We start from the raw sequence: 26310 nt of genomic DNA, 5'->3' as shown, positions 1-26310 counted from the left end.
TATAGAAGTATGCGTATGGCCGTATCATTGTGATGCGGCCATTTTTTTAGCTGTTCATTATTACGCGAAGAGGCATTAAGGTGTCATGAGACAGCAGTATAAGGTTCATCTCTTCGTCATTTTTGCTGGTTATGGTTTTGTGGTATTCATGTTAGCTATTTATTAAATTAATAATCATAAAGTAAAGGAACCAGCCAATGTGTAAAAATGAAGAGCAAGCATCGCAATTGAGTGAAATGATTGAGGCGCGTTTGTCGAGACGTCACTTTTTAGCCGGTAGTGCAGCGACGAGTGCTGGCGCTTTTCTGGCACTCAATCCAGTTGCGAGTGCTGTCGCCGCATCAGCCCCTTCATCGCTGCTTAAGTTTGAACCAATTCCAGCATCCATTGAAGATCGCGTTATTGTGCCTAAAGGCTATAAGGCGACACCTTTAATTTCATGGGGCGATCCTATCTTTGCTCATGCGCCAGAGTTTGAGTCTAGCGGTAAGCAGACATCTCAGGCACAAGCGCAGCAATTTGGTGATAATACCGATGGAATGAGCCTTTTCCCCATTAGCGATGGGCGTGCGGTTTTAGCGGTCAATAATGAATACACCAATTATGAATATTTGTTTGCTCATCAAGGAAAATCGATGACCGTGGATGATGTGCGAAAAGCACAAGCAGCGGTTGGAGTGACGTTGTTTGAAATTATCAAAAATAAAGGGCAGTGGGTGGTGGATCGACAAGGTGCTCGAAATCGACGAATCACAGCATATACACCGATGTTAATGACTGGGCCTGCTGCTGGGCATTCGTTATTAAAAACGGCGGCCGACACTTCTGGTACCAACGTGCTGGGAACGTTTAATAACTGTGCTAATGGACAGACGCCATGGGGAACGTATCTCACGTGTGAAGAGAACTTTGATGATTTCTTTGGGAGTGATAAAAAAGCGGAACTGAATGCAGACCAAAAACGTTATGGTCTTTCTGCTTCTCCCAGCCATTATCAATGGCATAAATATGATGAGCGTTTTGATATTACCAAACACCCCAACGAGGCCAATCGTTTTGGATGGGTCGTAGAAATTGATCCACATAATCCACAATCAACGCCACTGAAACGAACGGCACTTGGGCGTTTTAAACATGAGAATGCGGCATTAACAATCAATAAAGATGGGCATGCGGTTGTGTATTTAGGAGATGATGAGCGAGGAGAGCATCTCTATAAATTCGTCTCTAAAGATCGCTATCAACCGGGTAATGATGCGGCCAATCGCCAACTTCTTGAGCAAGGTACCTTGTATGTTGCTCAATTTGAAATGGAAGAAGATACGCTTAAAGGTATCGGACGTTGGATTGAATTGACCTGGGGAAAAAATGGATTAACTCCTGACAATGGTTTTAACGATCAAGCGGAAGTATTGATTTTTGCTCGACGTGCAGCAACACAGGTTGGCGCAACGACCATGGATAGACCGGAATGGGTCGCGATTCATCCAGAGAATAAACATGTATTCTGCACATTAACTAACAATAAGAATCGCGGTAAAGAAGGTCAGCCAATCGGTGGTCCAAACCCAAGAGCGAAAAATCACTATGGTCAGATCGTTCGTTGGATGCCCGCACATGGCGATCACACCAGTGAACATTTTGCTTGGGATCTGTATCTGTTAGCGGGCAACCCGACAGTTCATAAAGGGACTTTATACGCTGGAAGTCAAAACATATTCGCTGAAAACATGTTTAATAGCCCAGATGGCATTGGTTTTGATCAAGCGGGAAGGTTATGGATTCAAACCGATGGAAACTACTCCAATCAAGGAGATTTTGCTGGACAAGGGAATAACCAGATGTTGTGTGGCGATCCGATCACAGGGGAAATCAAACGTTTCTTGACTGGGCCTGTTGCTTGTGAGATCACAGGATTAGCCTTTTCTCCTGATCACAAAACGATGTTTGTGGGTGTTCAACACCCGGGGGAAGATGGTGCTCCTTCTCACTTTCCTGCTGGAGCGAATAGCAAACCACGGTCAACGATTATGATGATCACCCGTGAAAACGGTGGTGTTATCGGCGCATAAATTCGTCAGTCTTCATGTATCAATATCCCAAGCGACCTGTCTTGGGATATTTTTTAGAAGATATCCGCGAATTATTGTGTCAGTGAGACTAAATCAGCAGGACGGTAGTAAACGGATTTGAGTACTTTTCCTTGGCGAATGGTTTTCCCTTCCATTACCACATCTTCAGCACATTTGGCGATAATATAATCGCCTTTTGGAACCGCTATCAGCTTAATGCCTTGTTTGGCATAGAATTCGACCGTGTCAGCAAATTCTTGTTCACTACGGCACACTTTGCTCATGTTTGAACTGTGTACTTCATCCCAACATGGAAGAAAATCGATACCACGGTTAGCGGCGACATTAAGAAGTAAATCAATAAGATAACTGATGGCAATATTATCATTCACCTGCTTGTGACCAAGGTGAACGAGGCGTCCCATCAAAACGTATACACTGTCTACAATCGCATCTGCTTGTTCGACTTTATTATCGGCTTCAGCCAATTCAGTCAGCTCTTCAATCGCTAAAGAAGTATGTAACGTATCTGCCTGTGCATCTAAGCTGGTTGGAGCGGCCACAGGAAGATCAAAGGTACTGCGAAACTCACTGATATCGTGATAAAGGTGGTGATAAATTTCTTGAGTCAGCTTAGATAAGTGCATGTTCTAATCCATATCGTAAAATAAAAAAATATTCGAACAAGCTTGCCGTTATGGATGAGGAGGATAAGCAAGCATTGTTATGGTTACATTTAGAAAGCAGCCATGGAAGAAGAAAGCTGAGAGACGTCATTCCTAATCGGCATGTGTATTGTGAATGAGAATGACGACATAAAGGTTCAGAAGTTCTGCCGATGGCATTTTGATCTATAGGTAGAGTTTTGCCAGCTCTGCTGGCTCCAACTCTTTACCTTCAAGGTTAGCATTCCAATTGGTTCCAACTAAAACACCGTCTTCTGCTAAGGTGATCAGCCAATCTTCAACGAAAATATCGAGTGGAATTTCTAAAACATCGAAATCTGCCCACTCTTCTACATTATGTAATTGGGCATCTTCTTTTCTGGACCAGAAAGGCATTACTTCACTGTCTTCAAATTCTGTTGATTCACAAGAGAGCCAACCTTCTTCGTTACGTAGCCCCCAAACCAATTGGTTTTCTTTCGACTCGTTAATGAAAAGGTCTAGGTTAGCTTGCACATCTGCCGTTAATTTGCTCATTTTATTCTCTCACTAAGAATGACGCGGCTAGGGTAGCATTTCCAAGGGGTAAATCCCATTAAGATTTATGATGCGATCTCCCCCTTTACCCTTGAGATTTTAGCGGAATAAAAAGGGGAATAGTGCTTTGCGTTGCTGATCGGTTAGCTGACAAACTCGCTTAATGTTGACGTCAGGAATGAATTCCGGGTTTGGATAATGTTTGAGCACTTTTTCCATGCTTTCCTCACGAATGAGATGAAAAATAGGATAAGGCGAACGGTTGGTTAGATTTTCATCATCGTCAGGTTGCGTACCGGCAAAACAGTAGTCTGGGTGAAAGGTGGCAACTTGGAAAATACCTTCCCAATCTTGCTGGCGGATCAGTGCTTCAACCCAGTCAATGAAAAAGTTATAGTCCGTAAAATCATGGAGTAGGTTAGGAATCGCGACTAAAGTTGTCTCTAATTCTTCGGGGTCTTTGGTATCGAGCTCAAGGAGTTGGTCCAAAATGTCTTGCAAAAGTTCCTCTTCGCTTTGTGCTTGGCTGACGTGAATTTTTATCTGCTTATTACGCTGAGGTTTGGCTGCGAAGGGGCAAAGGTTTAGCCCGATCACTACGTCATTCAGCCATTGATTTACTTCTTGAGTGATGGTTTGTTGGTTGGTCGTTGAGCTCATTGGACGGCGCTTATTATTTGTATAGAGTGTCATTCTAGCACGTTAATGGGCTGATTTATAAGTTGAAGACGGTGGTGCTTCTTGTGCGCTGATGCTTGAGAGCCCAACATAAGCTAAAGAGTACGCCGTAGATAACTGAGCCGCCCAGCGTCACCATTTTCCAGCCACCGTGCTGCCAGCAATAGAGCAGATAGAACCCACCTAAACTGCCACCCACATAATAGTGGACGAGATACAGCGCTGTCGCCGTTGCTTTTGCCTGTGTTGCCTTCTGGCTTACCTAGGCGTAGGCCAGTGTATGAGTGAAGAAGGCCCCAAAGCTTATTAAGCTTAGCCCCAGTAACATAAATAGGATGGATTCGACGTTAGCCAGCCACATTCCAAGCATACTGAGTAGGCCTCCCACCGCCATGCCGAGCACAGGATCAAACCGCTGTGTCCAATGACTGGTTAGTTTAGAGCTGAGCGTTCCCGCTAAATAACAGAGGAAAATGAAAGAGGCTAAACCAATAGGAAGAGAGTAAGGTTTTGCGACTAAGCGAAAACCCATGACGGAATAAAGATTAACAAACAGCGCGAAATTGGTTGCCCCAATGAGCATGGCGAGCCAAAGGTTACGATTGGTTAAATGCCGAACCATGGCTTTATTATGATGGAAGAACATACCTTTTTGAGGCGTGAAATGTTGCTGTTTTGGTAGAAGGAGAAAAACAAGTATGGCGCCACACAACGTAAAGAGGGCCATCGAAAGGACGGCTGATTGCCAGCCCAATGTATCGGTCAGTAACCCTCCCGCAATTCGTCCACTGATTCCACCAAGAGAGTTCGCCGCAATATAACCACCAATGGCTTTGTTAAACGCTTGGGGGGAGAGTTCTTCTACCATATAAGCCACCGCGACCGAAGCAAATGCCGCTAATGCAATCCCCATAAGTGCTCGGGTTAAGACCAAAATCCATAAGTGCGCGCTGATCAGCATCAGTACTCCAATCAATGGCATAGCGAATAGCCCAAATAGCATGACTTGGCGACGACCAAAGGATTCAGAACCGATTGCCCAAGGCACTAGGCTGATCGAGAGAGCTAGGGTCGATGCAGCGAATAACCAGTTAATGTGCGTTTCGGACACAACGAAATGCTGTGCTAAATAGGGCAGCATTGGTTGGAAAAGGTATAAATTACAGAAAACCAGAAAGGAGCCAAACGCTAAAGCGAAGGTAACTTGACGATATTGTGGGCTGTGTAATTCAATCATAGAAACTCATCCATGTTGAGCGTAGCTGCTGATGTGATCAAAGTAACAGTATTCTTTTGATTAATAAAATATATTAAAAATATGGTTGTGATATATATTGGTTATGGTCAATGGAAACGCGTCATTTAAAACATTTTTTGGCCGTAGCAGAGTGGAAAAATTTTACTCATGCAGCGCAGCAACTGCATATTGCACAACCAGCACTCAGTATTTCAATTAAGAAGTTTGAGCAACAGCTAGGTGTGACTCTTTTTAAGCGAGATGATCGCAAAGTCACCTTGACCCATGAAGGGCAAGTATTGCTGGAACATGCTAAGCGCATTTATCAGCAAATAGAAGATGCACAATTAGCAATAGATGAATTAAAAGGTCTAGTCAAAGGAGAGGTTCGCCTCGGGGCTCCTAGTATGATGGGAAGCTATTTTTTTCCTCAAATTGTGATGGCATTTAAAAGCCATTTCCCACAGCTGAAAATGACGGTGATTGATGCTGGAACTCAATCTATCCGAAAAATGTTATTGTCTGGTGAGTTGGATATTGGTGTGATTTTAAATCAAGATGTGCCGGATGATTTAGAGGTTGATCCGTTACTTTCTTCCCAAATGGTCGCAGTGGTTGGCCCTAAGCACGAACTGGGTAAGCAGACGGTGATTGATTTTCAGCAATTTTTTTCGCATGAATTAGTGATGTTTAAACCGGGATATTTCCATCGGGAATTTATCGATCATGTTTGTAAAAAACACCAGCATAAAGCAAATATTTCTTTTGAAACTAATCTATTGCCTATGATTCTCAGCATTGTTAAACAAGAATATGCGATTACGGCCTTACTCGAATTAGTGACAGATAATGAACCTGAAGTCAGGGCGATTCCTTTTCATCCTCCGGTGTGGCTCGATTTGGCGCTGGCATGGCGTAAAGATGCTTACCTTTCTAATGCTGACAGAACGTTTATCGAGTTTGTGAAACAGTATACCTAGTTTAGCCCTTGCTGTGGTAGATGCGTTCAAAGTTGCTGGCATTCCATCCAATCATAAGCCGATCGGCAATTTTCAACACAGGAACACTACGAGCTCCTAAAGCGTCCAGTTCTTTTCGGCCTCGTTCCATTTTTGCGTTACATAAGCGGTATTTTATTCCCTTTGCATCTAAGTATTGCTGAGCACTTTTGCAGTGGGGGCATTTATCTTTTACGTAAAGAACAACACGTTTCATAGTTAAACTCGATGATAGAAAAAGGCGAATTTTAGCTTTTGAGCCGTAGGGATGCAATCAGCGATGAATCGTTTTTCGCTTTCCGCTAGACTGAGCGCTTCATGATATTTAGCCAAACGCATTCATCTAAAAGGGCGCAGGGCATGAGGTAGGGTTATGCAGTCTCTATTAAAATATATTCAAGGATATCCGGAACCTATTATTGAACAGGTTGAGCAATTAATTGAGAAAGAGCAGTTAGTGCCTTGGTTTGAGCAGCGTTACCCACAACGGCATGATATTCAAAGTGAAAAGGCATTATTTGCTTATACTATGGCGATTAAAAACCATTACATGAAAAAAACGGCCCCTATTAGTAAAGTGGTGTATGACGGAAAAATTCATCTCATTAATAATGCGTTAGGTTTACACAGCTATGTTTCCCGTGTGCATGGCAGCAAAATTAAGACGAAAAATGAGATTCGAATTGCTAGTGTTTTTAAAGAGGCCCCGGAAGCATTATTACGAATGCTGGTGGTTCATGAGCTTGCTCACCTACGCGAGAAAGATCACAATAAGGCTTTTTACCAATTGTGTTGTCATATGGAACCGAACTACCACCAACTGGAGTTGGATGCTCGTTTGTATATGATGGTGCTTGAGTTAAGAGCATAGCTGCTTGATGACGAGCGGATTTTAAGGCGGTTTCCATATATACTGTCGTTAATCACAGTAAAACCAGATAAGCATGCCAATCTAATAACTTTTTCTCTCAAGATCAGGAAAATTTAGCCGATATTGTTATTAGAGGTCATGCATAGTCAACGTGAGATAAGGGGGCGATATGGATATGGATTTTGATTTCTATCTACCATGCCAGCCTGAGTGGCTTTGTAAGCCTTTTATGACGGTATTTAGTCTGTTACTCCTCATTGGCCTGATTCTGTTTATTCGAATCGGTTATCGAGAATATCTGAAAATTCAACGAGCTAAAAATGTTAAACGTCGGCGTAGAATTCATTACCGAGATCGTAAAGGCGGTAAAAATGGTCGTCCGACTAATATCAAAAAATAACCTTAAGAGAGATTATCTAATAAGGCCTGATATTTGTTCTCTAATGCGCTATTGCCAGCTCGTTGTTCCAGCTCAATCAAGAGCTGCAATGAGGCTTTTTGGTATCCATACTGTTGGTGCAATTGCATCAAATGAATACGCGCTTGAGTGAGTTCATTATCATCCATTTGCAGTTTGGCAAGTTGCAGTAATGAGTTCACTCGTGTGGGATCATGATCCAACACTCGTTTAAAATACTGTTTGGCTTTGGGGGTATCATTGGATTTTAAAGCACAAAATGCCGCGTTTTCGTAACTGGCAGGGATCAGGTAGTAGTAGGGTTGTTTTACTGCGCGCATAAAAAATTGATCGGCTTTCGCATACTCTCCTTGTTTACATAAAAAAGTACCGTAATTATTGAGTACATTTCCATTACGCGGATTATCACGCAGTGCATTTTGATAAAGTTCAGTTGCGGCTTTATTTTCTCCTACAGTTTCTAGGTAATGTGCCATTGACAGTTGAGCGCGATAGTAATGAGGGGCATGCTGCATGGCGATTTGTAAATTTTGACGGGCTTTTACGCGATTGCCATTTTTTAAATAGCCTAGCCCAAGCTCTATTCGTGATTCGGCCATTTCAATCGGGTTGCTTACCGATTCCGCTTGTTCGTTTTCTGTGATGGTGACACAGCCTGTTAAGCCTATAGATAGGCTTAATGCCAACACATATTTCATTACGTTTCTCCCTAACCGAACTCAAGCCGAATTTTGGTATAGAAAGCATGATAGATAAATCAGGTCGCCCGAGAATGGTGGGGGAAAAACAATGCGAGTCAGTTGGCAATCTTAATGTATCCAAAGGGCAGATCGCCGCTTTGGATACGTGAGAAAGGGTTAATCGTCTTTCGTGAACCTATCTTCACTAAAGTGCTCAAGATCGTAAGGAGTTTGTTGGTAAACACAGTAATTGAGCCAGTTAGAAAACAGCAAATGCCCATGGCTACGCCAACTGGCTCTCGGTGGATTATCCGGATTATCATTAGGATAATAATTCACTGGGATAGGGGGCTGTAGTCCTTCGGCTAGATCCCGAACGTATTCTTGATGAAGAGTATAAGCATCATACTCTGGGTGGCCTGTAACAAAAACATGGCGTTTGTCTTTGGTTGAGGCTAAGTAGACCCCGGCGACCTCCGACGTTGCGAGGAGATCTAAATCGGTATGTTGTGCTAAGTAATTAGCATCAAAATCAGCATAGCGAGAATGCGGGGCAAGAAACGTATCATCAAACCCACGTAGTAACGGATGAAAAGGTTGATGGATATCATGGTGATAAACACCAGACAGTTTTTCATCCCGCGTTTGTTTTGGTAGGTTATAAAGGAGTTTCAGTGCTGCTTGAGCGGCCCAGCAAACATATAGCGTAGAGGTGACATGGTCTTTTGCCCATGCCATGATATGTTGTAAGTGATCCCAATAAGCGACGTCTTTAAACTGCACGAGGCCTAAAGGTGCACCCGTAATAATTAACCCGTCAAAATTACGGTGTCGAACCATCTCAAACTGACGGTAGAAGGCGTTGAGATGCTCCTCGGGTGTATTTTTACTTGGGCGATCATCAATCCGAAGCAGTTCGATATCCACTTGAAGTGGAGAGTTGGATAATAGGCGCAAAAATTGTGTTTCAGTCTCGATTTTTTTAGGCATCAGGTTCAACAGAAGAACTTTTAATGGTCGGATTTCTTGCGTTGAAGCGCGAGACTCAGCCATGATAAAGATATTCTCTTTACGCAATACATCGGTGGCTGGTAATTGATCGGGAATTTTAATAGGCACAGCTTTCTCCCTAAGCATTGTACTTGGACGTCTATACTTCTAGACTTATAGCTTAACTGATTAAGAAAGTCGATAGTTAACTACCGTTATCGTTTAAATTAACTCGTTTACCTAAATTTCAATACACATCAATACCCAGATAGACGGATACTCCGTTGGTCGCTTGTACATTTATCCTGATGACTATAGATGATGCTATTACTCGGTAAGCAATATCACAGTGGCGTGAAGTAGAAAGAGAAAAGGGATATAATAGGCTTACTTATGGTTTTGTCATTGACCTTAATTCGTGGGTTACCTGGCTCCGGAAAATCCACGCTTGCGAGAAAATTGCCAGGAAAACATATCGAAGCAGATATGTATTTTATCAATGATCAGGGAGAGTATTGCTATCGTCCTAACGCTATTTCACAGGCCCATTTGTGGTGTCAGCAGCAGACGGAATATTGGTTAGCAAAAGGAGAGAGCGTAGTAGTGGCCAATACGTTTGTTCGGCAATGGGAGATGGAGGCTTATCGATATTTAGCACGAAAGTATCATGCTCAATTAGTGATACGAGTTTGTCGTGGATCGTTTGATAATATCCACCATGTGGATGCTGCCACTGTGGCTCGTATGCGCAAACAGTGGCAGGAGTAAAGATTAATCTCTGTGAGCGAGAGCGCCTTTGCCCGTTCGTTTAAATTGCCACCAAGCCAGATATCCCCATCCTAAGGTTTGTAGCCAAAGGAGTGTCCATTGAAGTGCGATTTGTTGCCAATCCGCCCCCATTTGGTTTAACGCTAAAAAGCCTTGTATTCCTGGGGTGCTTGGAAATAAGCTTGCTATCCATGTGATAGGGGCTGGAAGTGCCTCAATTGGCCAGATAAAGCCAGCTGAAAACGCTAACGGTAAAGAGCTTAATAAAACTAACATGGTCACCAACTCACGTCTTGGTGCTAAGGCTCCAAGCCAGATACCGACAAAACAAGCACTGAGTAAAAACGGTAACAGTAATGTCAGAAGTTCGACGGGGTTTGCTAACATAGTGATGCCTAATCGGCTAAAACTAGCGCCGAAGTAGTACATACTTAATAAGTAGTAGCAGACAGCAAAGATGAGACTACGCATTAAAATTAAGCGAAGTGGGGAAACTCGGCTCCAATAACCATTGCCTTGCTTTTGTGTCCCAACCATTAGACCAGAAGCCATGACTAAGGTTTGTTGTAAAATAAGCACAAACACGGCGGGCACGACGTAATCAATGTATCCCATACGAGGGTTAAATGTGGGTTTCTGGTTTGACTGTAATGAGGAGGCGTGGCCAAGAGCAATACTTAATGGTTCCCCCTCTACTATTAGGCGGGATATTTTTGCTTTGGCAGCTAGAGTTCCTCCCGCTTGAGCTAAACCTTCAACGATGGTGCCATAAACAAGAAAGTACGCTGCATCTCCGGCATAAGCTAATGTTGGGCTTTTTCCTAGCAGTAGATCTTTATAGAAGTGCTCGGGAATCACTAAAATGCCGCTAACATCACCCTTAAGGAAAGCTTGTTTGGCTTCTTCAATGGAGTGATCTCGCTGAACCACATGGACCTGCGGTGTGGCATCGACCATACGCTCAAGTTGATAGCTGGTTTGACTTTTATCCAAGTTAACTACGGTGATAGGGAGTTCTCTTGGGGTTTGTTGACTATACGGTAAAGGGTAAAGAAAAGAGTAAAAGACAACACCACCGATCATGGTGAGCATAACCACAGGGTTCGTCAGTAAAGCTTTTAATTCAGCTTTAAATAGTTCAAACAAGGTCATGAGCACCCCCTGATTGTGTTTCTTTGCTCTGATGCTTACGGATCAAAGCAAGAGTGATCCAAAGTGGAATAAGATAACCCACCATAGGTATTAGGTGCTGTAAAGATTGGATAGCACTTAAGCCATAGTTGATCTGAGTTAGCTGTACCTCAATATAATGGCTAATCGGTAATAAGCTCCGCCAAATCAAAGCAAGGTTATTCATATCTGAGGCCGGAAAAGTGACCCCCATAAAGGCAAAGCTTGGGGCTGTGAAAGCACCGGCGAAGCTCATTGCTCGTGCAGGATCAAGGGTCAGAAAATAGAAAACACCGCCCATAATGATGCAAGCTATCACTGTAATCGCCTGAGCAAAGATGATCACCGGTAGGCTGCCATGTATAGGCCATTGCATAAAGCGATAAAAGCAGACGAGAAAAATGACGCCTTGGAGAAGGAATATAACCGAGTAGGGTGCGAGAGTGGCGATTAAATGCCGAAGAGGTCGATCGTTTAGCCAGCGGTTCAAGCCATACTCTCGATAGTTTGCCGTTAAAATCATAATCGTGGTGACGACAATAAATATTTGCCAAACGGCAGGCACGGCTGCTGAAACTAAAAACTGGGTGTAGTTATTGTTTCGATTAAATAGCGGGGTCATTTGGGTGCGAACGGGAACGGCTCTTCCCATTGCACTGAGCGATGTTTGGCTACCTTTAGTTAAGGTTTTCATCCCTTCTATTTGAGCATTCAAGGTTCCTTGAGCCTGAAGGATCGCAGAATTAATCAAACGCCCAACTAATATGTACTGACTATTGTAAAACGTCGTTACTTTGGGTTGTTCTCCTCGGTATATCTTTTTATCAAATTGATCCGGGATAATCACATAAGCGTAGATTTGGCTAGAGATTAACTCTTCCTTCGCTTGAGCAACCGTTTGATACTGTCGTGTGACAGAAAGGGTTGAAGTGGCATCCAAATGACGGGTTAATTGCCGAGAGAGCTGACTGTGCGATAAGTCAACCACACCAACGGGTAAGTTTTGTAAGACGCCTTGCGAGAATATCCACCAGAGCAGGGCTCCGACAAGAAGCGGAACCCATGTTAGGCAAGAGAGTAACCAGTGGTCGTGACGTAATAACTGCCATTGTGAGGGTAGGGGATTACGCATGATTTATAGCTCAACTGCGACAGTCATTCCCATTCTCAACCCTTCTATTGCTTGTGTTGGGCGAGCTTCCACTTCAAAAGTTCGTAGATCAAACCCTTGTGTCGCATCGGTTGAGCGCCAAGTCGCAAAATCGCCCATTGCGGCAATATGGGTAACTTTAAACTCAATAGATTGATTTAATGCTGGAAGAAAAGCGTTAAATGTTTGCCCTTTTTTAAAGTGTTGCAGAAGATCTTCACGCACATTAAAGACAGCCCAAGAATCTGCTCGATCAATCACCGTGACCACAGGGAAACCTTGAGGTGCTAATTCACCATCATGCATTAGCACTTGTGAAACTTCACCATTAAACCAACTTTCAATCCGTGTATCTGCCGCATACGCTTCAACTTCAGCGACTGCTCCTGCTGCCATTCGCTCTTTTTCTAACGCGGCAAGAATGGTTTCTTCACGAGCACCTTCTTTAGCCATTTCATACATTTGAAACGCAGCACTTTCACTGTGCTTGGCGGCTTGCCATTGAGTGTTGGCTTCATCACGTTTCTGCTCAGAAACAACGCCTTCTTGATAAAGGTTATTAACACGCAAATAGGTTTTTTCAGCCAAATCAGCCGCTGCTTTAGCTGTCAGCCATTGATCACGTGCAGCATGAATCTGTTGGTTACGTGACCCTTTTTCGGCTTCTTGAGCCAAAGCACCAGCGGCTTTTTGACCCGCTAAGGCTTGGTCAAGTTTGGCTTCAATTTCAGGGCTATGCAAAGTGAAAATAAGCTGACCTTTAGTTACATCATCCCCTTTACGTACAAACACTTGATCGATTCGTCCCGGCACCTTTGATGAAATACTGTATTGCTGAGACTCTATTTGCCCCTGAAGGCGAACCGGTTTTGGCTGATAAGCCTGATAAAAGCTGTAGCCGACCCAAGTGACGGCCGCGATGGCTGTAACAGTAAGAAGAGACGATTTTACCGCTTTCATGATGGTTCCTTTTGTGAAGTAAGATCTTGAGTAAATTGCATAGTCAGAGGGGTGGCCGTCTGTTTATATTGTGAAAAGGTATTCATTTCACTAGAGAGTGCTAAAAGTTTACTCAAGGAGATAAGATAGTTAAATCCAGCAACCGCTTGTTGAGTGCGAATACTGGCTAAATAAAGTTCGGCATCAACCACATCTAAAGAGGTAGCAAGCCCTTGGTTAAATGCTTTTTGACGTAGAAGAAGGTTTTCTTGTGCGAGAGTTAAGCTGGAATCCAAACCTTGAACTTCTTCGAGAGCTTGTTCAGCTTCTTTGTATGTTTTTTCAACTAAAACGGTGAGATCTTGTTCTGCTTGAGCGCGTAAAAAACGCACTTGTGAAACCGTGCTGTTTGCCGCTTTTACTTGATGACTCCGCCCTGTATTTTCGATTAGGGGAATGCTGACACCAACACCGACCATCCAATCTGGTTTCATTTGACTAACCAGAGAATCATCATCGTATAGGCTGTAGTTACCAAAAGCATAAACTTCCGGGTAGTACTTACCTTTTTCTGCTTTTATTAAACTATTGGCTTGTTTCTCTTTAGCTGATAGTAATTCTAAACCTGGATACGTCGATAATGTTTGTTCAACAAAGGCAGAAAGTGGTGGTAAGTTTTGGTTGATAAAAAGTTGACCACTTGGTTCAACCGATTGATCTTGATTGAGTATCTGAGTTAATGCACTTTGGGCAATGTCGAGATCTTTTTCTGCTTTTTTACGATCAATCATGGCCTTATCTAGCGATGCTTCAGCTTGTAAGCGTTCCACTAGGGCAATCTGACCTTGCTTCTCAAGTTTTAAGGCATTATCTCTGTGTTGGGTTAGGCCTTGTTCAACGGCAATGCGAGTATTAAGCACTTCTTTTGCCAGTACCACACTGTAGTAATACTTCGCTAGATCTTCATAGCGAGCTTGAATGACCATGGCAAGCTGGCTTTGTGCTTCTTCTTTTTTTCCTTCAGCAGCGGTTTGTGCTGCCGTAATTCGGCCACCTGTAAAAATGGGCCAAACGGCTCGAATGGAAGAACTGAAGATATCGCGTTCTGTCATCGTCGATGTTAGGGAACCCAGTTTATTGAGTGCCCCTAAACTTGCATTGCTGCTTTTTTCGATTTGTTTTAAGGATAGTGTGACATCTTGATCTAAGCGTATGTAGTTTGCACTGACGGTAACGGAAGGTAAATTCAAATTAAACGTTGAATCTTGCATGTACTGATAGTGTTCAACATTGGCTCGTTCAGCGGCTAAAGAATGGTTACTTTGCTGCAAAATTTCCCAAGCTTGCTGGAACGAAATGGGCGCAGCGGATACCGATGAAATACCCAGCAATGAGCACATCAAGAGAGTGAGTGATTTTGGCTTCATACTTTCCGTTCAGAATCAGGTTTAGAGTTAATGCTCTATATTATAGATTTTCGACAGGGCTGAGTAGTATTTTGTTGTAACAAAAGTCGAATTGCTGATTCGAAAACCCGAACCAGCAATAATGTTATATATGAATATTATGAGAATAGTAGGGACATAAGAAATCTGCGCGCCATATGAGCTTTTTGGTCCCTTGCATTGTTGTGAGTACATCTTTTCCAGACATTTGTGGGAACGCAAGCAAGACACGTAAGTTTTCATGATCTTCGGTTTCTAATTCATAGGCCCGGACATGAGTAAACGTCGAAAGGAGATGCTCGTTTAGCATGTCTCGTGAAAGGCATATACCTAAAGCATCTTTTTCCATTGTTACTTTCCTCCTGACAATGTATAGGGTGAGCTATCTACCACATTAGTCATTATAATCGAGCGTAGAATGGCAATAACTTTTACTCCTCACTGCTCCATTTAGTATATAGGTAACCACGCAATTGGGCAAAAAATACGCGAATCTTAATGTGATCAATGACAGATTTTCGAGTGTAAATAGGGAAGAGTTATTAGCTAATAAATTTATCATTAATGAATCTTTGTCTTCCTTTATTTTATATTTATAAATCATAGCGTTAAATATTATTATTTCGAATGACTGACTTTCATCCAAGCCAAGTTAGCTAGAATGATTTTGAATAGCGAGGTTAATGTTCAGCCTGTTTTTGTACGACGTCATTGTTTGGGTATTTTTCTGCTGAATTATCAGTGATACCTAACAAAATAGAGAGTATGTCTTGTTGAGCGGATTATCTTTACGGGAACTTCGGTGTATACTAGAAAAATTGAACAATATCGTCGACTTGCCTTAAAGATGTGATCATTATGAGTAACCCAAGCAGTACTATTTTATTAGAAAGCGGCACCAACGAACTGGAAATTATTGAGTTTCATCTGGAGAAATTATTACCGAATGGTGAGACAAAAACTTGTTACTACGGTATTAACGTAGCCAAAGTTCGAGAAGTGATCCGGGTTCCAGATACCACGGATTACCCAAATGCACAGCCTCATATGATTGGTGTTTTCTCTTCTCGTGACATTTTGACTCCGCTGGTGGATCTCGCAGGATGGCTAGGCGTACCGACTCGTAAAGGTGTCGACAACAAATATGTCATCGTGACCGATTTTAACCGGATGACCAATGGATTTTTGATTGACAGCATTAGCCGTATTCATCGTATTTCATGGAATGATGTTGAATCACCGAGTCAGTTTCTTGAATCAGGAGAGCAAGATTGTGTTGTCGCTGTGGTACGAAAAGAACAAAAATTAATCATGATTCTGGATTTTGAAAAAATCATCGCTGACATTAACCCAGAATTAAGCATGGAAAAATATGATGTTAAGGTGGATCGTTCAGTTGACCTTAATCAGAAAATGCTTGCTAAGCGTAATGCAAAAACGGTGATGGTGGTTGATGACTCTGCTTTTATTCGTAGCCTGATTCAAGATACATTAAGCTCTGCTGGGTATAACGTCATCGCTTGTAAAGATGGCGGTGAAGCGTATGAAAAATTGATGGACATTCAACGTATTGCTAATGAAGAGAAGTTGTCAGTCAGTGAGTTAGTTAACGCTTTAGTTACCGACGTAGAAATGCCACGAATGGATGGAATGCATTTGGTGAAACGCTTACGTGAAAATGAAGCGTACAATAACACTCCTATTGTTATGTTTTCTTCTTTAATGAGTGATGACAACCGTTCTAAAGCGCTGTCACTAGGAGCAAATGATACCATTACAAAACCTGAAATTGGCAAATTAGTCAGTATGATGGATAGTTATATTTTTTAACCATATTTAGCCTCAAACAGGTACTATGACGAACATATTTATTATCGTTGCACTATTGGTTGTTTTTTTCGTTTTTATTCAGAAATACGTTATTCGTCAAGAGAGTAGCAAAGAGTATACATATAAAAAAAAGGGGGTATTGCTTAATGCCTCTGAAAGCACCTTCTATCATGCATTAAGAGCAGCGGTTGGTGATCATGGCGTAGTTTTAGCCAAGGTGAATATGGCGAATGTCATTGCCCCAGGAAAGCTAAAAAAGAAAAGTCAGTTTGCCGCCTATAATCGTATTGCTAAGAATCATTTTAATTTTATTGTTTGTGATGCTCGGACTCTTGAGCCTAGGGTTATCATTGAATTAGATGATGGTAAGCCGCTGGCGAAAAATAAATTAGAAAGGCAGAAACTGCTACTGCATGTTTGTCAATCGGCTAACATTCCCTTAATTGGGGCAAACATGAAATACAGTTATCAAGTGGGGAAGTTACGCCGATTATTGGCTGCTCATATTGATCTTATTGAAACAGATAAAGAAGTGCGTTTTTGTAAGCGTTGTGGTAGCCCAATGGTTATAAAGGTTGCCAGTCAAGGTGAATTTAAAGGGCGACGCTTTTTTACCTGTAGCCGCCAGCCCCATTGTACCTATACTGAAAATTTCAATGTAGTGTATGAATTAGAAGAGACAGAAGATAACACCCAGGATATTGAGCGTTAAAGTGTCTCTGCTTGAGAAGCGGTATATGCAGCAGTATCCGATGTTTGGCAGATCCGAACTTGGTTTCGACCATTTTTTTTGGCTCGATAGAGTTCTAAATCTGCCAGTTTAATTAATTCATTTAAGTTGTCACCTTCTCGATACTCACAGATTCCAACACTCAGTGTGAGTTGAATACGTTTGTTATGATGAGAGAAGAGGTGGTTTGCCATAATATTGCGCAACCTTTCTCCCACATGTTCTGCTTGGCTCAATGAGTGGTCAAATAAGGTGATACAGAACTCTTCTCCACCAATTCTATAAATATTATTATCACCAACAATGTTAGCTAATAAATGGCTGGTATCTATTAACACTTTATCTCCAGCATCATGACCGTATTCATCATTGATCTGTTTAAAGTAGTCTAAATCAAGGATTAAAAGACATAGTGACGAATCGTGGTCTTTATTATGTTTAAAGTGTTGAAAGGCTGAGTTTAGTGATAAACGGTTATGGGCTCCGGTGAGAGAGTCCCTGGATGCTAAGTAGGTTAAGGTGTTTTCAATTTTATTTCGATTAAATTCATAGATGTGGGCAATAATCCAAATACCACTGTAACAAGCAATCAGATTAATTAAGGTTGCCCCTATGTTGTAACCCGCGAAGGGGGATGACTGATGAAAGAGACTGGTGACTTGAATGATAAGTACAATCCCTGTTATCAGTTGGCCTTGCTTTAAACCCAGCAAGACATATAAAAGTACGGGACAAAGTAAGCTCCATAAAAATAGCCCATGACTTATGGGTTGTAGGTACGTACCAATACTGATGATAGTGACCAAAAAATAGACATACCATTGAATGTGTCGAAAGGTGTGCCGCTCTCGTCTTGTGAGTCGATAGAGGTAGGCTGAATGTATGGCAAATAAGAGTTCCAATCCCGCAAGTAAATAAGTCTGATGGTAGATAACGTTAAAGGTAGCAAAGAAAAGAGCAATAGCAGTCAGAAACAGGCTTAATCCTGTTAGAACTGATGTTCTTAACGTATGCGAATTGCCAAACAACTTTGCATCCATGTTCTAACGACTCGATTGCATATTCCTTAATCCATATGCGCTATAGTACTTATTTGGTTTCAGCAATCAATATTATTTTTGAATCCGAGTCACAAAAGGAGAGGTAGTTCTAATTAGTTACCTTGCACGTAGTGTGATAAGCCTCGATGAGTTGTTTTTTTCTCTTTCCTCATTTGCACTATAGTTTTAGGCAGGTTTGTGAATTTAGCAAGAATAAAGGATAAAAAAACAGCAAATTGGTGGTGTAAAAGCCAATCAGTTCAAAAACATAGAAAATAGACTTGCACTGGTTAAAATCAATCGCTAATATCCACCTCGTTCTCAAGTGATGCGTCCGTAGCTCAGCTGGTTAGAGTATCGCCTTGACATGGCGGGGGTCGGTGGTTCGAGTCCACTCGGACGCACCAAAGAGAATAATAGAGTTTGCGTCTGTAGCTCAGCTGGTTAGAGTATCGCCTTGACATGGCGGGGGTCGGTGGTTCGAGTCCACTCAGACGCACCAGATTCGTTCTTTATGAACAAACAACAAAGCCCACTTCAAGTGGGCTTTGTTGTTTCTGCTGTATTTTAAACTTGTTGCCCGATACAGGGCGATTATACTCAGCCCCTAATGAGGTGAGTATAATGACTCAAATTAAGTTATAGAACTTTACAAGCAAAGCCTTTTAGGTAAAACCCTTCTGGGTAGGCCGAATCAATCGGGTGATCAGCAGCCTGTCCAAAGCGTTCGATAAATTTCACTTCTCGCTTAGCATCTAAAGCGGCATCGGCAATAATTTTCTGAAACAGAGTTTGGTCCATTAGGCCTGAACATGAGTAGGTAAGTAAAGTGCCTCCCGGTTTTAGTATTTGCATCGCTAGCATGTTGATATCTTTATAACCACGACATGCCCCTGCTAATTGAGCTTTAGCATCTGCAAACTTAGGTGGATCCATGATCACCACATCAAATTGTGTACCTTGATCACGGTATTCACGCAGCAACTTAAATACATCTGCATTTAAAAAGACTGCTCGTTTTTTACTTATATCAAACTCATTGAGATGGGCATTTAATTTTGCTGTATCGAGCGCAGGTTGTGATACATCAGCATTAATTACTCGTTTTGCTCCACCTTTTAATGCATATAGTCCAAATCCACCCGTATAAGAGAAACAGTTAAGTACTTCCTTATCTTTTACATATTTCATCGAATGATAACGGCTGTCACGCTGATCAAGATAAAAACCTGTTTTATGTCCACCGACAATATCAACGCTGATTTTCACGCCATTTTCTTCGATAATCACAGAATCAGGTGGTGTGTTACCATAGAGAACGCCGACTCGTTCCTCTAACCCCTCCTTTTTTCTTACTGCGACATCAGAACGCTCATAAATAGAGCAATCAGAGAAACAGTATTTGAGAGCTTCTACTAAGTTGTCTTTATGGAACTCAGCTCCAGCACTCAGTAATTGGCAGACCAGATAATTTTGATATTTATCGATGGTTATTCCAGGCAATCCATCCGATTCAGCGGCAACTAATCGGTACCCTGTGACGCCATCACGTTGAATCAATTCTTCGCGCAAACACTGTGCTTGTTGGATACGTTTGATGAAAAAAGAAGTGTCGATGGTTTCATTGTTAAAGCTCCATACTCGAGCTCGAATCTGTGAGTGAGGAGAGTAGGCCGCTTTTGCTAACCATTGACCATTATGGCTGTAAACATCAACCGTATCCCCTAATTGTGGAGTACCTTCTACTTTGCTGATACCACGAGAAAAAATCCAAGGGTGACGGCGACGTAGAGATTTGTCACGGTCTTTGACCAGATAGATTGCTGGAGTCATAGGGCTACTCACATGTTTCATAAAAAAGGGCGCGTATTGTCATGTAAGTGATGCTGAAATGCAAACAAGGATCACCAGTGATATATACTTAGGTTATCCATTACTTTTATGATAAGCCATTTATCAAGGTGATAGTATGACGATACAATGCGAAAAATTTAGAGTGTCCGGGATTGTCCAAGGGGTGGGGTTTCGTTATCACACTGCGCATCAAGGTCTTAAATTGGGTTTGACCGGGTATGCTAAAAATTTAAATAATGGGGATGTGGAAGTGGTTGCTTGTGGTGATCCCAACAAGGTTGAAGTGTTTTGGGAGTGGCTAAATCAAGGGCCCAAAAGTGCTCAGGTGGACCAAGTAGAACGTACCACAACGATACTTGACACTCCCTGTCAAGGGTTTCAAATTCTTTAGCTACATGCATTAAACAATGCAGAGTTAATGATCACAAACATTTGGCTGGTTTTGGTAAACCGGCAAGTTTGGTTGCTTGTTTCGCTGGGCCTTTCGGAAAAAGTTTAAAAAGATATTTGCTGTTTCCCTTTTCAGGGCCGTGCGCTTTTTCCATAGCTTTGACTAACATTCTGATTGCGGGAGACGTATTGAATTCCAAATAAAATTGGCGAACGAAATGTATGACCTCTAGGTGAGCGTTATCGAGAGTGATGCCTTCTTCTTTAGCAAGGACGGGAATCATACCTTCTTCCCATACCGTATGATCAAGTAGGTAGCCTTGTGAATCTGTATCGATGGTTTTACCGTTATATTCAAACATAGTGAGTTGCCTAAACTTAAAGTGGGTATAGGGTAATAGAGAGGCTGAAGGAGCTCAAGAAAAAATAAAAGCCCGAAATTGACTTTCGGGCTAGGTAAAAATACAAAGTAAATGAGCGAGCAGTTAGTCGCGCATAATGCCAAGAATACTCAATAAGCTGATGAACAGATTATAAATTGAAACATACAAGGTCACGGTTGCGGAGATATAATTTGTTTCTCCACCACGTACAATTTGTTGCGTAGTTAGTAAAATTGCACCTGTTGAAAACAGCACAAACATTCCGCTCATGGCTAAATACAACATAGGCATTTGTAGGAAAATGTTCGCTACCATACCTACAAGTAATACCACAAAGCCCGCCATTAAGAGGCCGCCAAGGAAAGAAAGATCGCGTTTAGTGGTTAGCGCATAAGCCGAAGCTCCCATAAAGGCAAGAGCTGTGCCTCCTAGCGCAGTCAGCACCACATCGCCCATCCCAGCCCCAACATACATATTGAGAATGGGGCCAATGGTGTAGCCTAAGAATCCAGTGAATAGGAAGGTAAAGACTAAACCTAAACCGTTATTGCGATTTTTTTCTGTCAGGAATAATAGACCATAAAAACCGACTAACATAATCAGTAAGCCAGGTCTTGGTAGGTTCATTGCCATAGAAATACCAGCAATCACCGCTGACCATAGCAACGTCATAGAAAGCAGTGCATAGGTGTTTCTGAGCACTTTGTTGGTTTGTAGAGCACTGTCATAAGACGAGGTGCGTGAATACATAGGACTATTCATACTCTTCCTCATAGAAGGTGGTGATATTTATGTAGACATTGATGGGGCCAAAAGTTCCTAATTTCAATCCCATACTTTGTCTTTTCCTTGGTTAGAATCATAATCCAAACGAGAGGGTTATGTGTGAACAAGTTGTAACGTGATATTACCAGCTTTCTCTGTAGAAAAACTTAATGATGTAGAATTTGAGCTAAAAAGTTTTGAGTCCGCTCAGACTGAGGGTAATTAAAGAAATTGGTGGGGGTATTTTCTTCAATAATTTCACCGCCATCCATGAAGATAACTCGATCTGCCACTTCTTTTGCAAAGCCCATTTCATGGGTGACACAGAGCATGGTCATTCCTTCCTTTGCCAGTTCAGTCATAACATCAAGTACTTCTCGAACCATTTCTGGATCCAGCGCTGATGTAGGTTCATCAAACAACATTATTTGTGGATTCATGCATAATGAACGAGCAATTGCTACGCGTTGTTGCTGCCCGCCGGATAACTGACCGGGATATTTATCTGCTTGATCTGGAATTTTGACTCGCTGTAAATATTTCATAGCTATTGCCTCAGCTTCCCCTTTCGGTATTTTTTTTACCCAGATTGGGGCTAGCGTACAATTTTCTAATACCGTTAAATGAGGGAAAAGATTAAAGTGTTGAAAGCACATGCCTACTTCTCTCCTGACCGCTTCGATATTTTTTAAATCGTCAGTTAATTCATGACCTGAAACTAAAATCTTCCCTTGTTGGTGTTCTTCTAGTCGATTGATACAGCGGATCATCGTTGATTTTCCTGATCCCGATGGCCCACAAATAACGATGCGCTCTCCTTTGTGCACATTCAAATTAATGTTTTTCAACACGTGGAATTCGCCATACCATTTATGCATATTTTGAATATCAATGACTGATGGATTATGAGAGTGGGGGATCATCATGATTCAATTCCTTTTATTCATTATTATTTAGTGTTTGTGGCCAGTATGCAGTTTATGTTCGAGCCAAATAGAGTAGCGAGACATCGCAAAGCAGAACAGCCAAAAGACAAGGGCAACAAAAACATAGCTTTCGGTAGCAAAGCCTAGCCAGTCAGGATCCGTATTGGCGGTTTGTCCAATTCCCAACACATCAAACATGCCGATGATCAGCACTAAGCTGCTATCTTTAAATAGGCCGATAAACGTGTTGACGATGGAAGGAATGGTGATTTTTAACGCTTGCGGAAGGATAATTAGCGTCATTTTTTTCCAGTAACTTAGGCCTAATGCATTGGCTGCCTCATATTGCCCTTTCGTTATCGCTTGTAAGCCTCCTCGAATGACTTCTGCCATATAAGCTGCGCTAAACATGATCACACCAAGTAAGGCGCGAATCAGTTTATCGATCTCTGTTCCATGAGATAAAAATAGAGGTAACATAACTGAAGCCATAAAGAGAACCGTAATTAGTGGTATCCCTCGCCAAACTTCAATATAAACGGTGGATAAACTACGGATGATTGGCATACGAGAGCGACGGCCCAACGCGAGTAGTATTCCAATAGGTAGAGATGCAATTATTCCCACTAAGGCGATGACTAATGTGATGAGTAACCCTCCCCAGCGGTGAGTTTCAACGACGGCTAAGCCAAAAACGCCACCATAGAGCAGTGTAGCGATGAGGCAAGGATAGGCTGTGACAAAAAAGGCCCAGATTCTGGTTCGGTTTGGGGTTTTCTCATAAGCTAATAGCAGAAGTAGGATGGCCAGTGAGGCAAAAAAGAGACGGGGTCTCCATAGTTCTTCTGGTGGATAGAAACCATACATAAATTGTTCCCAGCGAACGGAAATAAAGACCCAACAAGCGCCTTCACCGTGGCAAGCGTCACGAGTTGAACCGATCCAGTCAGCATTAAAAATAGCCCAATCTAATACGGCCCAAGCAGCGCTCAAAGCTAAGTAGCCCAATAATAGGGAACAGAATGTATTGATTACCCCATTGAATAGATTTTCCCTCAACCAAGTGAGTATGGAGGTGAATAAGGCAGGTGAGTGAGCGTGAAATAGAGGTGTTGTCATTATTATCTCTCCACTAGAGCAACTTTGCGGTTGTAGATATTCATCAATGCGGAAGTGAATAAACTAAGAGCGAGATAAACTCCCATTGTCATGGCAATAATTTCGATGGCTTGTCCGGTTTGATTGAGCGTCGTGCCAGCAAAAACGGAGACTAAATCTGGGTAGCCGATCGCCATGGCTAAGGATGAATTCTTTGTTAAGTTGAGGTATTGGCTGGTTAGGGGTGGAATAATGATTCGCAGGGCTTGGGGAATAATGATCAACTGTAAGGTTTGAGATCGAGACAAACCTAGCGATAAGGCGGCTTCACTTTGACCTTGACTGACAGCATTGATTCCAGAGCGAACAATTTCTGAAATAAAAGCGGCGGTGTAGACACTTAAAGCAAGTAATAGAGCGGCTAATTCAGGAATGATACTAATGCCACCATGATAATTAAACCCTTTTAATTCTGGATATTGGAGTGAAATAGGCATGCCTAATAGCCAATAAATAATAAAAGGGAGCCCCAAACTTACAGAGAAAACAATACGAGCATTTGAACAAGTTTTGCCTGTTTTTCGTTGTTGGCTTTTGCTCCAAATAAGGAAACTAAAGGCAGATGTTAGTCCAATAGCGAGTGCCATGAGAACGAATTGACTTCCGGGTTCAAACGCCAGTGAAGGTAAAAATAATCCGCGTACATTTAAAAAAAGAGCATTGGCGAAACTCAAGCTTTCTCTTGGTGATGGTAGCGCTTGCAGTACAGCGAAATACCAGAAAAAAATTTGTAATAACAACGGAATATTGCGAAACGTCTCTACATAAAGTGCAGCTAATCGGTTAATCAGCCAATTTGAGGAAAGACGTGCAATTCCAATCATAAACCCCAATACGGTTGCGAAAAAAATCCCTAATATTGAGACTAATCCTGTATTGAGTAAGCCGACGATAAAGGTTCGTCCATAAGAATGGCCTTCATTATAGTCAATTAAAGATAAGCCAATCCCAAATCCAGCTGGCTGTTTAAGAAAATCGAATCCTGTGGCAATACCTCGATCACTTAAGTTGGTGAGTGCGTTATTGATAATGGTGTAGAAGAAAAAAATCAGTGCGATGACGGCAAGCAATTGAAATAAAGCAGACCGAAAGGCTGGGTTATAGAAAAAGCGTGTGCTTTTATACGTAGTTCGAGTTTTATTGTTTTTTTCGCTTATTTTAAGCACAGCAAGGGGCTCAGGTTTCATAGAATGATAACCTCAAATCAATCAATATGGGAGCGGGCAAGGTCCCGCGCTAGAGAAACCATAACGCAATTAGGCTATCCCTGATTACGTTATGGTTAGCATGAGAATTATCGGATAGGAGGAGCGTACATAAATCCACCTTCATTCCATAGGGCGTTAACACCACGAGCAATTTGTAACGGAGAGCCTTTTCCTACAGTACGTTCAAAACTTTCTCCATAGTTGCCCACTTGTTTGATGATTTGATACCCCCAGTCGTCACGAAGACCAAGAGCCTGTCCTTTTGGCCCATCAACACCCAGAATGCGTTTGACATCAGGGTTATCAGATTTAAGCATGTGATCAATATTGGTAGAGGTGATGCCATATTCTTCAGCATTGATCATGGCAAAAAGCGTCCATTTGGCAATGTTGAACCAGCGATCGTCATCTTGGCGCACGACTGGGCCTAGCGGTTCTTTAGAAATGATTTCTGGTAAAACCGTAGCGGAATCGGGTTTAGATAAATTTAGTCGCAGAGCATACAAACCGGATTGATCTGTCGTTAATGCATCGCAGCGGCCTGAATCAAACCCTCGTGCGGTTTGTGCTGCAGTATCAAAAACAACTGGCTTATAACTCATGCCATTTTTACGAAAGTAATCTGCAAGGTTAAGTTCGGTTGTCGTTCCTGATTGGACACACACCGATGCTCCATCCAGATCTTTTGCGCTCTCAATTCCCAACTCTTTTTTGATCATAAAACCTTGGCCATCATAGTAATTGGTACCAACAAAATTCAGGCCCAGTGCGGAATCACGGTGTAATGTCCAAGTGGTATTGCGCGACAACACATCAATTTCACCTGACTGTAGAGCGGTAAAGCGTTCTTTTGCTGTCAGAGGAACATATTTAACCTTATTTTTGTCCCCCAATACTGCTGCCGCTAAAGCTTGACAATATTCAACATCAATTCCTTCCCATTCCCCCTTCGCATTAGGGTTAGAAAAACCGGGTAATCCAGTACTGACTCCGCAACTTAAACTTCCCTGAGCTAACACTTTATCTAAAGTACTGCTCGCCGCTTGCGCATTATTTATGGTTAAGCTTGTTGATACTGCGATGATTGTTGTCATCAATGTTAATTTATTTGCCATGATAATTATTCCTGTCTGATCCGGTGGTAAGCCCACTTCAATGGTGAATTTTATTATTAGTGAATGTACGTTTTTAGTGTCGTTATCGTCGTTGCACATTGATACTGGACTTGGAATAAGCATGGCTAAATGTTACTTAGTTGTAAATAGTGCAATTGGGAACGATCTTGGTGCAACAGAGCAGAGAAAGTGTAAATTTCTCACTCTTAATTTCATTATTTAAAATGTGGTTATTATTTGAAATAAAAAGCCATAAACAAAGATAAATTTAGTGAATAATTATTTATCATTTG

At 42.0% G+C, this 26310-nt stretch carries 27 protein-coding genes, 2 tRNA genes and 1 pseudogene; 10 read left to right on the top strand and 20 right to left on the bottom strand.

All coding sequences use genetic code 11. The features are described 5' to 3' along the window. The first annotated feature begins 197 nt into the window (after positions 1-197). Positions 198-2072 (top strand): PhoX family protein, encoded by a 1875-nt coding sequence (locus EXA13_RS02900; protein WP_238131780.1) that lies wholly within the window; start codon positions 198-200, stop codon positions 2070-2072. Positions 2073-2143: 71 nt separating this feature from the next. On the opposite strand, the gene EXA13_RS02895 is transcribed toward EXA13_RS02900, so the two are convergent. The 4 genes and pseudogenes from EXA13_RS02895 to EXA13_RS02880 form a co-directional block, all read right to left on the bottom strand. Next, positions 2144-2719, bottom strand: a complete 576-nt coding sequence (locus tag EXA13_RS02895) for a nucleoside triphosphate pyrophosphohydrolase family protein (RefSeq protein ID WP_238131779.1) — start codon at positions 2717-2719, stop codon at positions 2144-2146. A gap of 204 nt (positions 2720-2923) precedes the next feature. Then, the gene (locus EXA13_RS02890; protein ID WP_238131778.1) at positions 2924-3274 is read right to left on the bottom strand and encodes a DUF2750 domain-containing protein; all 351 of its coding nucleotides are present in this window, start codon (positions 3272-3274) and stop codon (positions 2924-2926) included. Positions 3275-3373: 99 nt separating this feature from the next. Then, a complete protein-coding gene (locus tag EXA13_RS02885) occupies positions 3374-3934 on the bottom strand; it encodes a DUF1415 domain-containing protein (RefSeq protein ID WP_238131831.1) in 561 nt (186 codons plus the stop codon). A gap of 55 nt (positions 3935-3989) precedes the next feature. After that, positions 3990-5189, bottom strand: a pseudogene (locus EXA13_RS02880) (MFS transporter). A 110-nt stretch (positions 5190-5299) separates the two neighbouring features. Between EXA13_RS02880 and EXA13_RS02875 the strand changes: the two are divergent. Continuing rightward, positions 5300-6169 carry a LysR family transcriptional regulator gene (locus tag EXA13_RS02875; RefSeq protein ID WP_238131777.1) on the top strand — a complete coding sequence of 290 codons (870 nt, stop codon included), beginning with the start codon at positions 5300-5302 and terminating at the stop codon, positions 6167-6169. Between the two features lies 1 nt (position 6170). Here the strand turns inward: EXA13_RS02875 and EXA13_RS02870 are convergent, their stop codons facing one another. Further along, positions 6171-6404 carry a glutaredoxin family protein gene (locus tag EXA13_RS02870; protein ID WP_238131776.1) on the bottom strand — a complete coding sequence of 78 codons (234 nt, stop codon included), beginning with the start codon at positions 6402-6404 and terminating at the stop codon, positions 6171-6173. 156 nt (positions 6405-6560) lie between these two features. Between EXA13_RS02870 and EXA13_RS02865 the strand changes: the two genes are divergently transcribed. Together EXA13_RS02865 and EXA13_RS02860 are read left to right on the top strand one after the other, a co-directional pair. After that, positions 6561-7058 carry a M48 metallopeptidase family protein gene (locus tag EXA13_RS02865; protein ID WP_238131775.1) on the top strand — a complete coding sequence of 166 codons (498 nt, stop codon included), beginning with the start codon at positions 6561-6563 and terminating at the stop codon, positions 7056-7058. Positions 7059-7233: 175 nt separating this feature from the next. Continuing rightward, positions 7234-7458, top strand: coding sequence for a hypothetical protein (locus EXA13_RS02860; protein ID WP_238131830.1), 225 nt, complete (start codon positions 7234-7236; stop codon positions 7456-7458). A 2-nt stretch (positions 7459-7460) separates the two neighbouring features. Here EXA13_RS02860 and pilW read toward each other — a convergent pair whose 3' ends face one another. After that, positions 7461-8174: a type IV pilus biogenesis/stability protein PilW gene (gene pilW, locus EXA13_RS02855; protein ID WP_238131774.1), complete on the bottom strand. Its 714-nt coding sequence runs from the start codon at positions 8172-8174 to the stop codon at positions 7461-7463. 159 nt (positions 8175-8333) lie between these two features. Beyond that, the gene (gene metA, locus EXA13_RS02850; protein WP_238131773.1) at positions 8334-9275 is read right to left on the bottom strand and encodes a homoserine O-acetyltransferase MetA; all 942 of its coding nucleotides are present in this window, start codon (positions 9273-9275) and stop codon (positions 8334-8336) included. A 264-nt stretch (positions 9276-9539) separates the two neighbouring features. Between metA and EXA13_RS02845 the strand changes: the two genes are divergently transcribed. Next, entirely contained in the window at positions 9540-9914 is a 375-nt protein-coding gene (locus EXA13_RS02845) for an AAA family ATPase (protein ID WP_238131772.1), read from the top strand. 3 nt (positions 9915-9917) lie between these two features. On the opposite strand, the gene EXA13_RS02840 is transcribed toward EXA13_RS02845, so the two are convergent. The 5 genes from EXA13_RS02840 to EXA13_RS02820 all read right to left on the bottom strand — a co-directional run bounded on the left by EXA13_RS02840 (position 9918) and on the right by EXA13_RS02820 (position 14967). Further along, entirely contained in the window at positions 9918-11066 is a 1149-nt protein-coding gene (locus EXA13_RS02840; RefSeq protein ID WP_238131771.1) for an ABC transporter permease, read from the bottom strand. Continuing rightward, complete coding sequence (locus EXA13_RS02835) at positions 11053-12216, bottom strand: ABC transporter permease (protein ID WP_238131770.1); 1164 nt, start codon at positions 12214-12216, stop codon at positions 11053-11055. The genes EXA13_RS02840 and EXA13_RS02835 overlap by 14 nt, the downstream gene beginning before the upstream one ends. 3 nt (positions 12217-12219) lie before the next feature. Then, positions 12220-13194 carry an HlyD family secretion protein gene (locus EXA13_RS02830; protein WP_238131769.1) on the bottom strand — a complete coding sequence of 325 codons (975 nt, stop codon included), beginning with the start codon at positions 13192-13194 and terminating at the stop codon, positions 12220-12222. Beyond that, positions 13191-14600 carry a TolC family protein gene (locus tag EXA13_RS02825; RefSeq protein WP_238131768.1) on the bottom strand — a complete coding sequence of 470 codons (1410 nt, stop codon included), beginning with the start codon at positions 14598-14600 and terminating at the stop codon, positions 13191-13193. The genes EXA13_RS02830 and EXA13_RS02825 overlap by 4 nt, the downstream gene beginning before the upstream one ends. A 124-nt stretch (positions 14601-14724) precedes the next feature. After that, the gene (locus tag EXA13_RS02820; RefSeq protein ID WP_041156857.1) at positions 14725-14967 is read right to left on the bottom strand and encodes a hypothetical protein; all 243 of its coding nucleotides are present in this window, start codon (positions 14965-14967) and stop codon (positions 14725-14727) included. Between the two features lie 509 nt (positions 14968-15476). On the opposite strand from EXA13_RS02820, the gene EXA13_RS02815 reads away from it, so the two are divergent. Together EXA13_RS02815 and EXA13_RS02810 are read left to right on the top strand one after the other, a co-directional pair. Further along, positions 15477-16448: a chemotaxis protein gene (locus EXA13_RS02815; RefSeq protein WP_238131767.1), complete on the top strand. Its 972-nt coding sequence runs from the start codon at positions 15477-15479 to the stop codon at positions 16446-16448. A gap of 25 nt (positions 16449-16473) precedes the next feature. Beyond that, on the top strand, positions 16474-17160 hold the full coding sequence (locus tag EXA13_RS02810) for a DUF2726 domain-containing protein (protein WP_238131766.1): 687 nt from the start codon (positions 16474-16476) through the stop codon (positions 17158-17160). On the opposite strand, the gene EXA13_RS02805 is transcribed toward EXA13_RS02810, so the two are convergent. After that, the gene (locus EXA13_RS02805) at positions 17157-18218 is read right to left on the bottom strand and encodes a GGDEF domain-containing protein (RefSeq protein WP_238131765.1); all 1062 of its coding nucleotides are present in this window, start codon (positions 18216-18218) and stop codon (positions 17157-17159) included. The genes EXA13_RS02810 and EXA13_RS02805 overlap by 4 nt on opposite strands. Positions 18219-18548: 330 nt before the next feature. On the opposite strand from EXA13_RS02805, the gene EXA13_RS02800 reads away from it, so the two are divergent. Continuing rightward, positions 18549-18625: transfer RNA gene (locus EXA13_RS02800), tRNA-Val, on the top strand. Between the two features lie 18 nt (positions 18626-18643). After that, positions 18644-18720 (top strand) — tRNA-Val (locus EXA13_RS02795). 137 nt (positions 18721-18857) lie between these two features. Here EXA13_RS02795 and EXA13_RS02790 read toward each other — a convergent pair. Then, positions 18858-20051 carry a class I SAM-dependent methyltransferase gene (locus EXA13_RS02790; protein WP_238131764.1) on the bottom strand — a complete coding sequence of 398 codons (1194 nt, stop codon included), beginning with the start codon at positions 20049-20051 and terminating at the stop codon, positions 18858-18860. A 136-nt stretch (positions 20052-20187) separates the two neighbouring features. On the opposite strand from EXA13_RS02790, the gene yccX reads away from it, so the two are divergent. Then, on the top strand, positions 20188-20463 hold the full coding sequence (gene yccX / locus EXA13_RS02785; RefSeq protein ID WP_238131763.1) for an acylphosphatase: 276 nt from the start codon (positions 20188-20190) through the stop codon (positions 20461-20463). A 31-nt stretch (positions 20464-20494) separates the two neighbouring features. Here the strand turns inward: yccX and EXA13_RS02780 are convergent, their stop codons facing one another. The 6 genes from EXA13_RS02780 to EXA13_RS02755 all read right to left on the bottom strand — a co-directional run bounded on the left by EXA13_RS02780 (position 20495) and on the right by EXA13_RS02755 (position 26017). Further along, complete coding sequence (locus tag EXA13_RS02780; protein WP_238131762.1) at positions 20495-20824, bottom strand: TusE/DsrC/DsvC family sulfur relay protein; 330 nt, start codon at positions 20822-20824, stop codon at positions 20495-20497. Positions 20825-20947: 123 nt separating this feature from the next. Further along, entirely contained in the window at positions 20948-21607 is a 660-nt protein-coding gene (locus tag EXA13_RS02775; RefSeq protein ID WP_238131761.1) for a Bax inhibitor-1/YccA family protein, read from the bottom strand. Between the two features lie 170 nt (positions 21608-21777). Then, entirely contained in the window at positions 21778-22533 is a 756-nt protein-coding gene (locus tag EXA13_RS02770) for an amino acid ABC transporter ATP-binding protein (RefSeq protein WP_238131829.1), read from the bottom strand. A 30-nt stretch (positions 22534-22563) separates the two neighbouring features. Then, positions 22564-23655: an amino acid ABC transporter permease gene (locus EXA13_RS02765; RefSeq protein WP_238131760.1), complete on the bottom strand. Its 1092-nt coding sequence runs from the start codon at positions 23653-23655 to the stop codon at positions 22564-22566. Between the two features lie 2 nt (positions 23656-23657). Continuing rightward, a complete protein-coding gene (locus EXA13_RS02760) occupies positions 23658-24881 on the bottom strand; it encodes an amino acid ABC transporter permease (protein ID WP_238131759.1) in 1224 nt (407 codons plus the stop codon). 107 nt (positions 24882-24988) lie between these two features. Continuing rightward, entirely contained in the window at positions 24989-26017 is a 1029-nt protein-coding gene (locus tag EXA13_RS02755) for an amino acid ABC transporter substrate-binding protein (RefSeq protein WP_238131758.1), read from the bottom strand. Between the last annotated feature and the right edge of the window lie 293 nt (positions 26018-26310).

It is taken from the genome of Vibrio cincinnatiensis (genome assembly GCF_022113815.1).
Classification (GTDB): Bacteria; Pseudomonadota; Gammaproteobacteria; order Enterobacterales; family Vibrionaceae; genus Vibrio; species Vibrio cincinnatiensis_A.
This window is presented reverse-complemented; position numbering and strand designations above follow the sequence as displayed.

Excerpts from the sequence above, each read along its gene's own strand:
- EXA13_RS02900 (WP_238131780.1), top strand. The coding sequence starts at position 198 with ATGTGTAAAAATGAAGAGCAAGCATCGCAATTGAGTGAAATGATTGAG.
- EXA13_RS02895 (WP_238131779.1), bottom strand. The coding sequence starts at position 2,719 with ATGCACTTATCTAAGCTGACTCAAGAAATTTATCACCACCTTTATCAC.
- EXA13_RS02890 (WP_238131778.1), bottom strand. The coding sequence starts at position 3,274 with ATGAGCAAATTAACGGCAGATGTGCAAGCTAACCTAGACCTTTTCATT.
- EXA13_RS02885 (WP_238131831.1), bottom strand. The coding sequence starts at position 3,934 with ATGAGCTCAACGACCAACCAACAAACCATCACTCAAGAAGTAAATCAA.
- EXA13_RS02875 (WP_238131777.1), top strand. The coding sequence starts at position 5,300 with ATGGAAACGCGTCATTTAAAACATTTTTTGGCCGTAGCAGAGTGGAAA.
- EXA13_RS02870 (WP_238131776.1), bottom strand. The coding sequence starts at position 6,404 with ATGAAACGTGTTGTTCTTTACGTAAAAGATAAATGCCCCCACTGCAAA.
- EXA13_RS02865 (WP_238131775.1), top strand. The coding sequence starts at position 6,561 with ATGCAGTCTCTATTAAAATATATTCAAGGATATCCGGAACCTATTATT.
- EXA13_RS02860 (WP_238131830.1), top strand. The coding sequence starts at position 7,234 with ATGGATTTTGATTTCTATCTACCATGCCAGCCTGAGTGGCTTTGTAAG.
- pilW (WP_238131774.1), bottom strand. The coding sequence starts at position 8,174 with ATGAAATATGTGTTGGCATTAAGCCTATCTATAGGCTTAACAGGCTGT.
- EXA13_RS02845 (WP_238131772.1), top strand. The coding sequence starts at position 9,540 with ATGGTTTTGTCATTGACCTTAATTCGTGGGTTACCTGGCTCCGGAAAA.
- EXA13_RS02840 (WP_238131771.1), bottom strand. The coding sequence starts at position 11,066 with ATGACCTTGTTTGAACTATTTAAAGCTGAATTAAAAGCTTTACTGACG.
- EXA13_RS02835 (WP_238131770.1), bottom strand. The coding sequence starts at position 12,216 with ATGCGTAATCCCCTACCCTCACAATGGCAGTTATTACGTCACGACCAC.
- EXA13_RS02830 (WP_238131769.1), bottom strand. The coding sequence starts at position 13,194 with ATGAAAGCGGTAAAATCGTCTCTTCTTACTGTTACAGCCATCGCGGCC.
- EXA13_RS02825 (WP_238131768.1), bottom strand. The coding sequence starts at position 14,600 with ATGAAGCCAAAATCACTCACTCTCTTGATGTGCTCATTGCTGGGTATT.
- EXA13_RS02820 (WP_041156857.1), bottom strand. The coding sequence starts at position 14,967 with ATGGAAAAAGATGCTTTAGGTATATGCCTTTCACGAGACATGCTAAAC.
- EXA13_RS02815 (WP_238131767.1), top strand. The coding sequence starts at position 15,477 with ATGAGTAACCCAAGCAGTACTATTTTATTAGAAAGCGGCACCAACGAA.
- EXA13_RS02810 (WP_238131766.1), top strand. The coding sequence starts at position 16,474 with ATGACGAACATATTTATTATCGTTGCACTATTGGTTGTTTTTTTCGTT.
- EXA13_RS02805 (WP_238131765.1), bottom strand. The coding sequence starts at position 18,218 with ATGGATGCAAAGTTGTTTGGCAATTCGCATACGTTAAGAACATCAGTT.
- EXA13_RS02790 (WP_238131764.1), bottom strand. The coding sequence starts at position 20,051 with ATGACTCCAGCAATCTATCTGGTCAAAGACCGTGACAAATCTCTACGT.
- yccX (WP_238131763.1), top strand. The coding sequence starts at position 20,188 with ATGACGATACAATGCGAAAAATTTAGAGTGTCCGGGATTGTCCAAGGG.
- EXA13_RS02780 (WP_238131762.1), bottom strand. The coding sequence starts at position 20,824 with ATGTTTGAATATAACGGTAAAACCATCGATACAGATTCACAAGGCTAC.
- EXA13_RS02775 (WP_238131761.1), bottom strand. The coding sequence starts at position 21,607 with ATGAATAGTCCTATGTATTCACGCACCTCGTCTTATGACAGTGCTCTA.
- EXA13_RS02770 (WP_238131829.1), bottom strand. The coding sequence starts at position 22,533 with ATGATCCCCCACTCTCATAATCCATCAGTCATTGATATTCAAAATATG.
- EXA13_RS02765 (WP_238131760.1), bottom strand. The coding sequence starts at position 23,655 with ATGACAACACCTCTATTTCACGCTCACTCACCTGCCTTATTCACCTCC.
- EXA13_RS02760 (WP_238131759.1), bottom strand. The coding sequence starts at position 24,881 with ATGAAACCTGAGCCCCTTGCTGTGCTTAAAATAAGCGAAAAAAACAAT.
- EXA13_RS02755 (WP_238131758.1), bottom strand. The coding sequence starts at position 26,017 with ATGGCAAATAAATTAACATTGATGACAACAATCATCGCAGTATCAACA.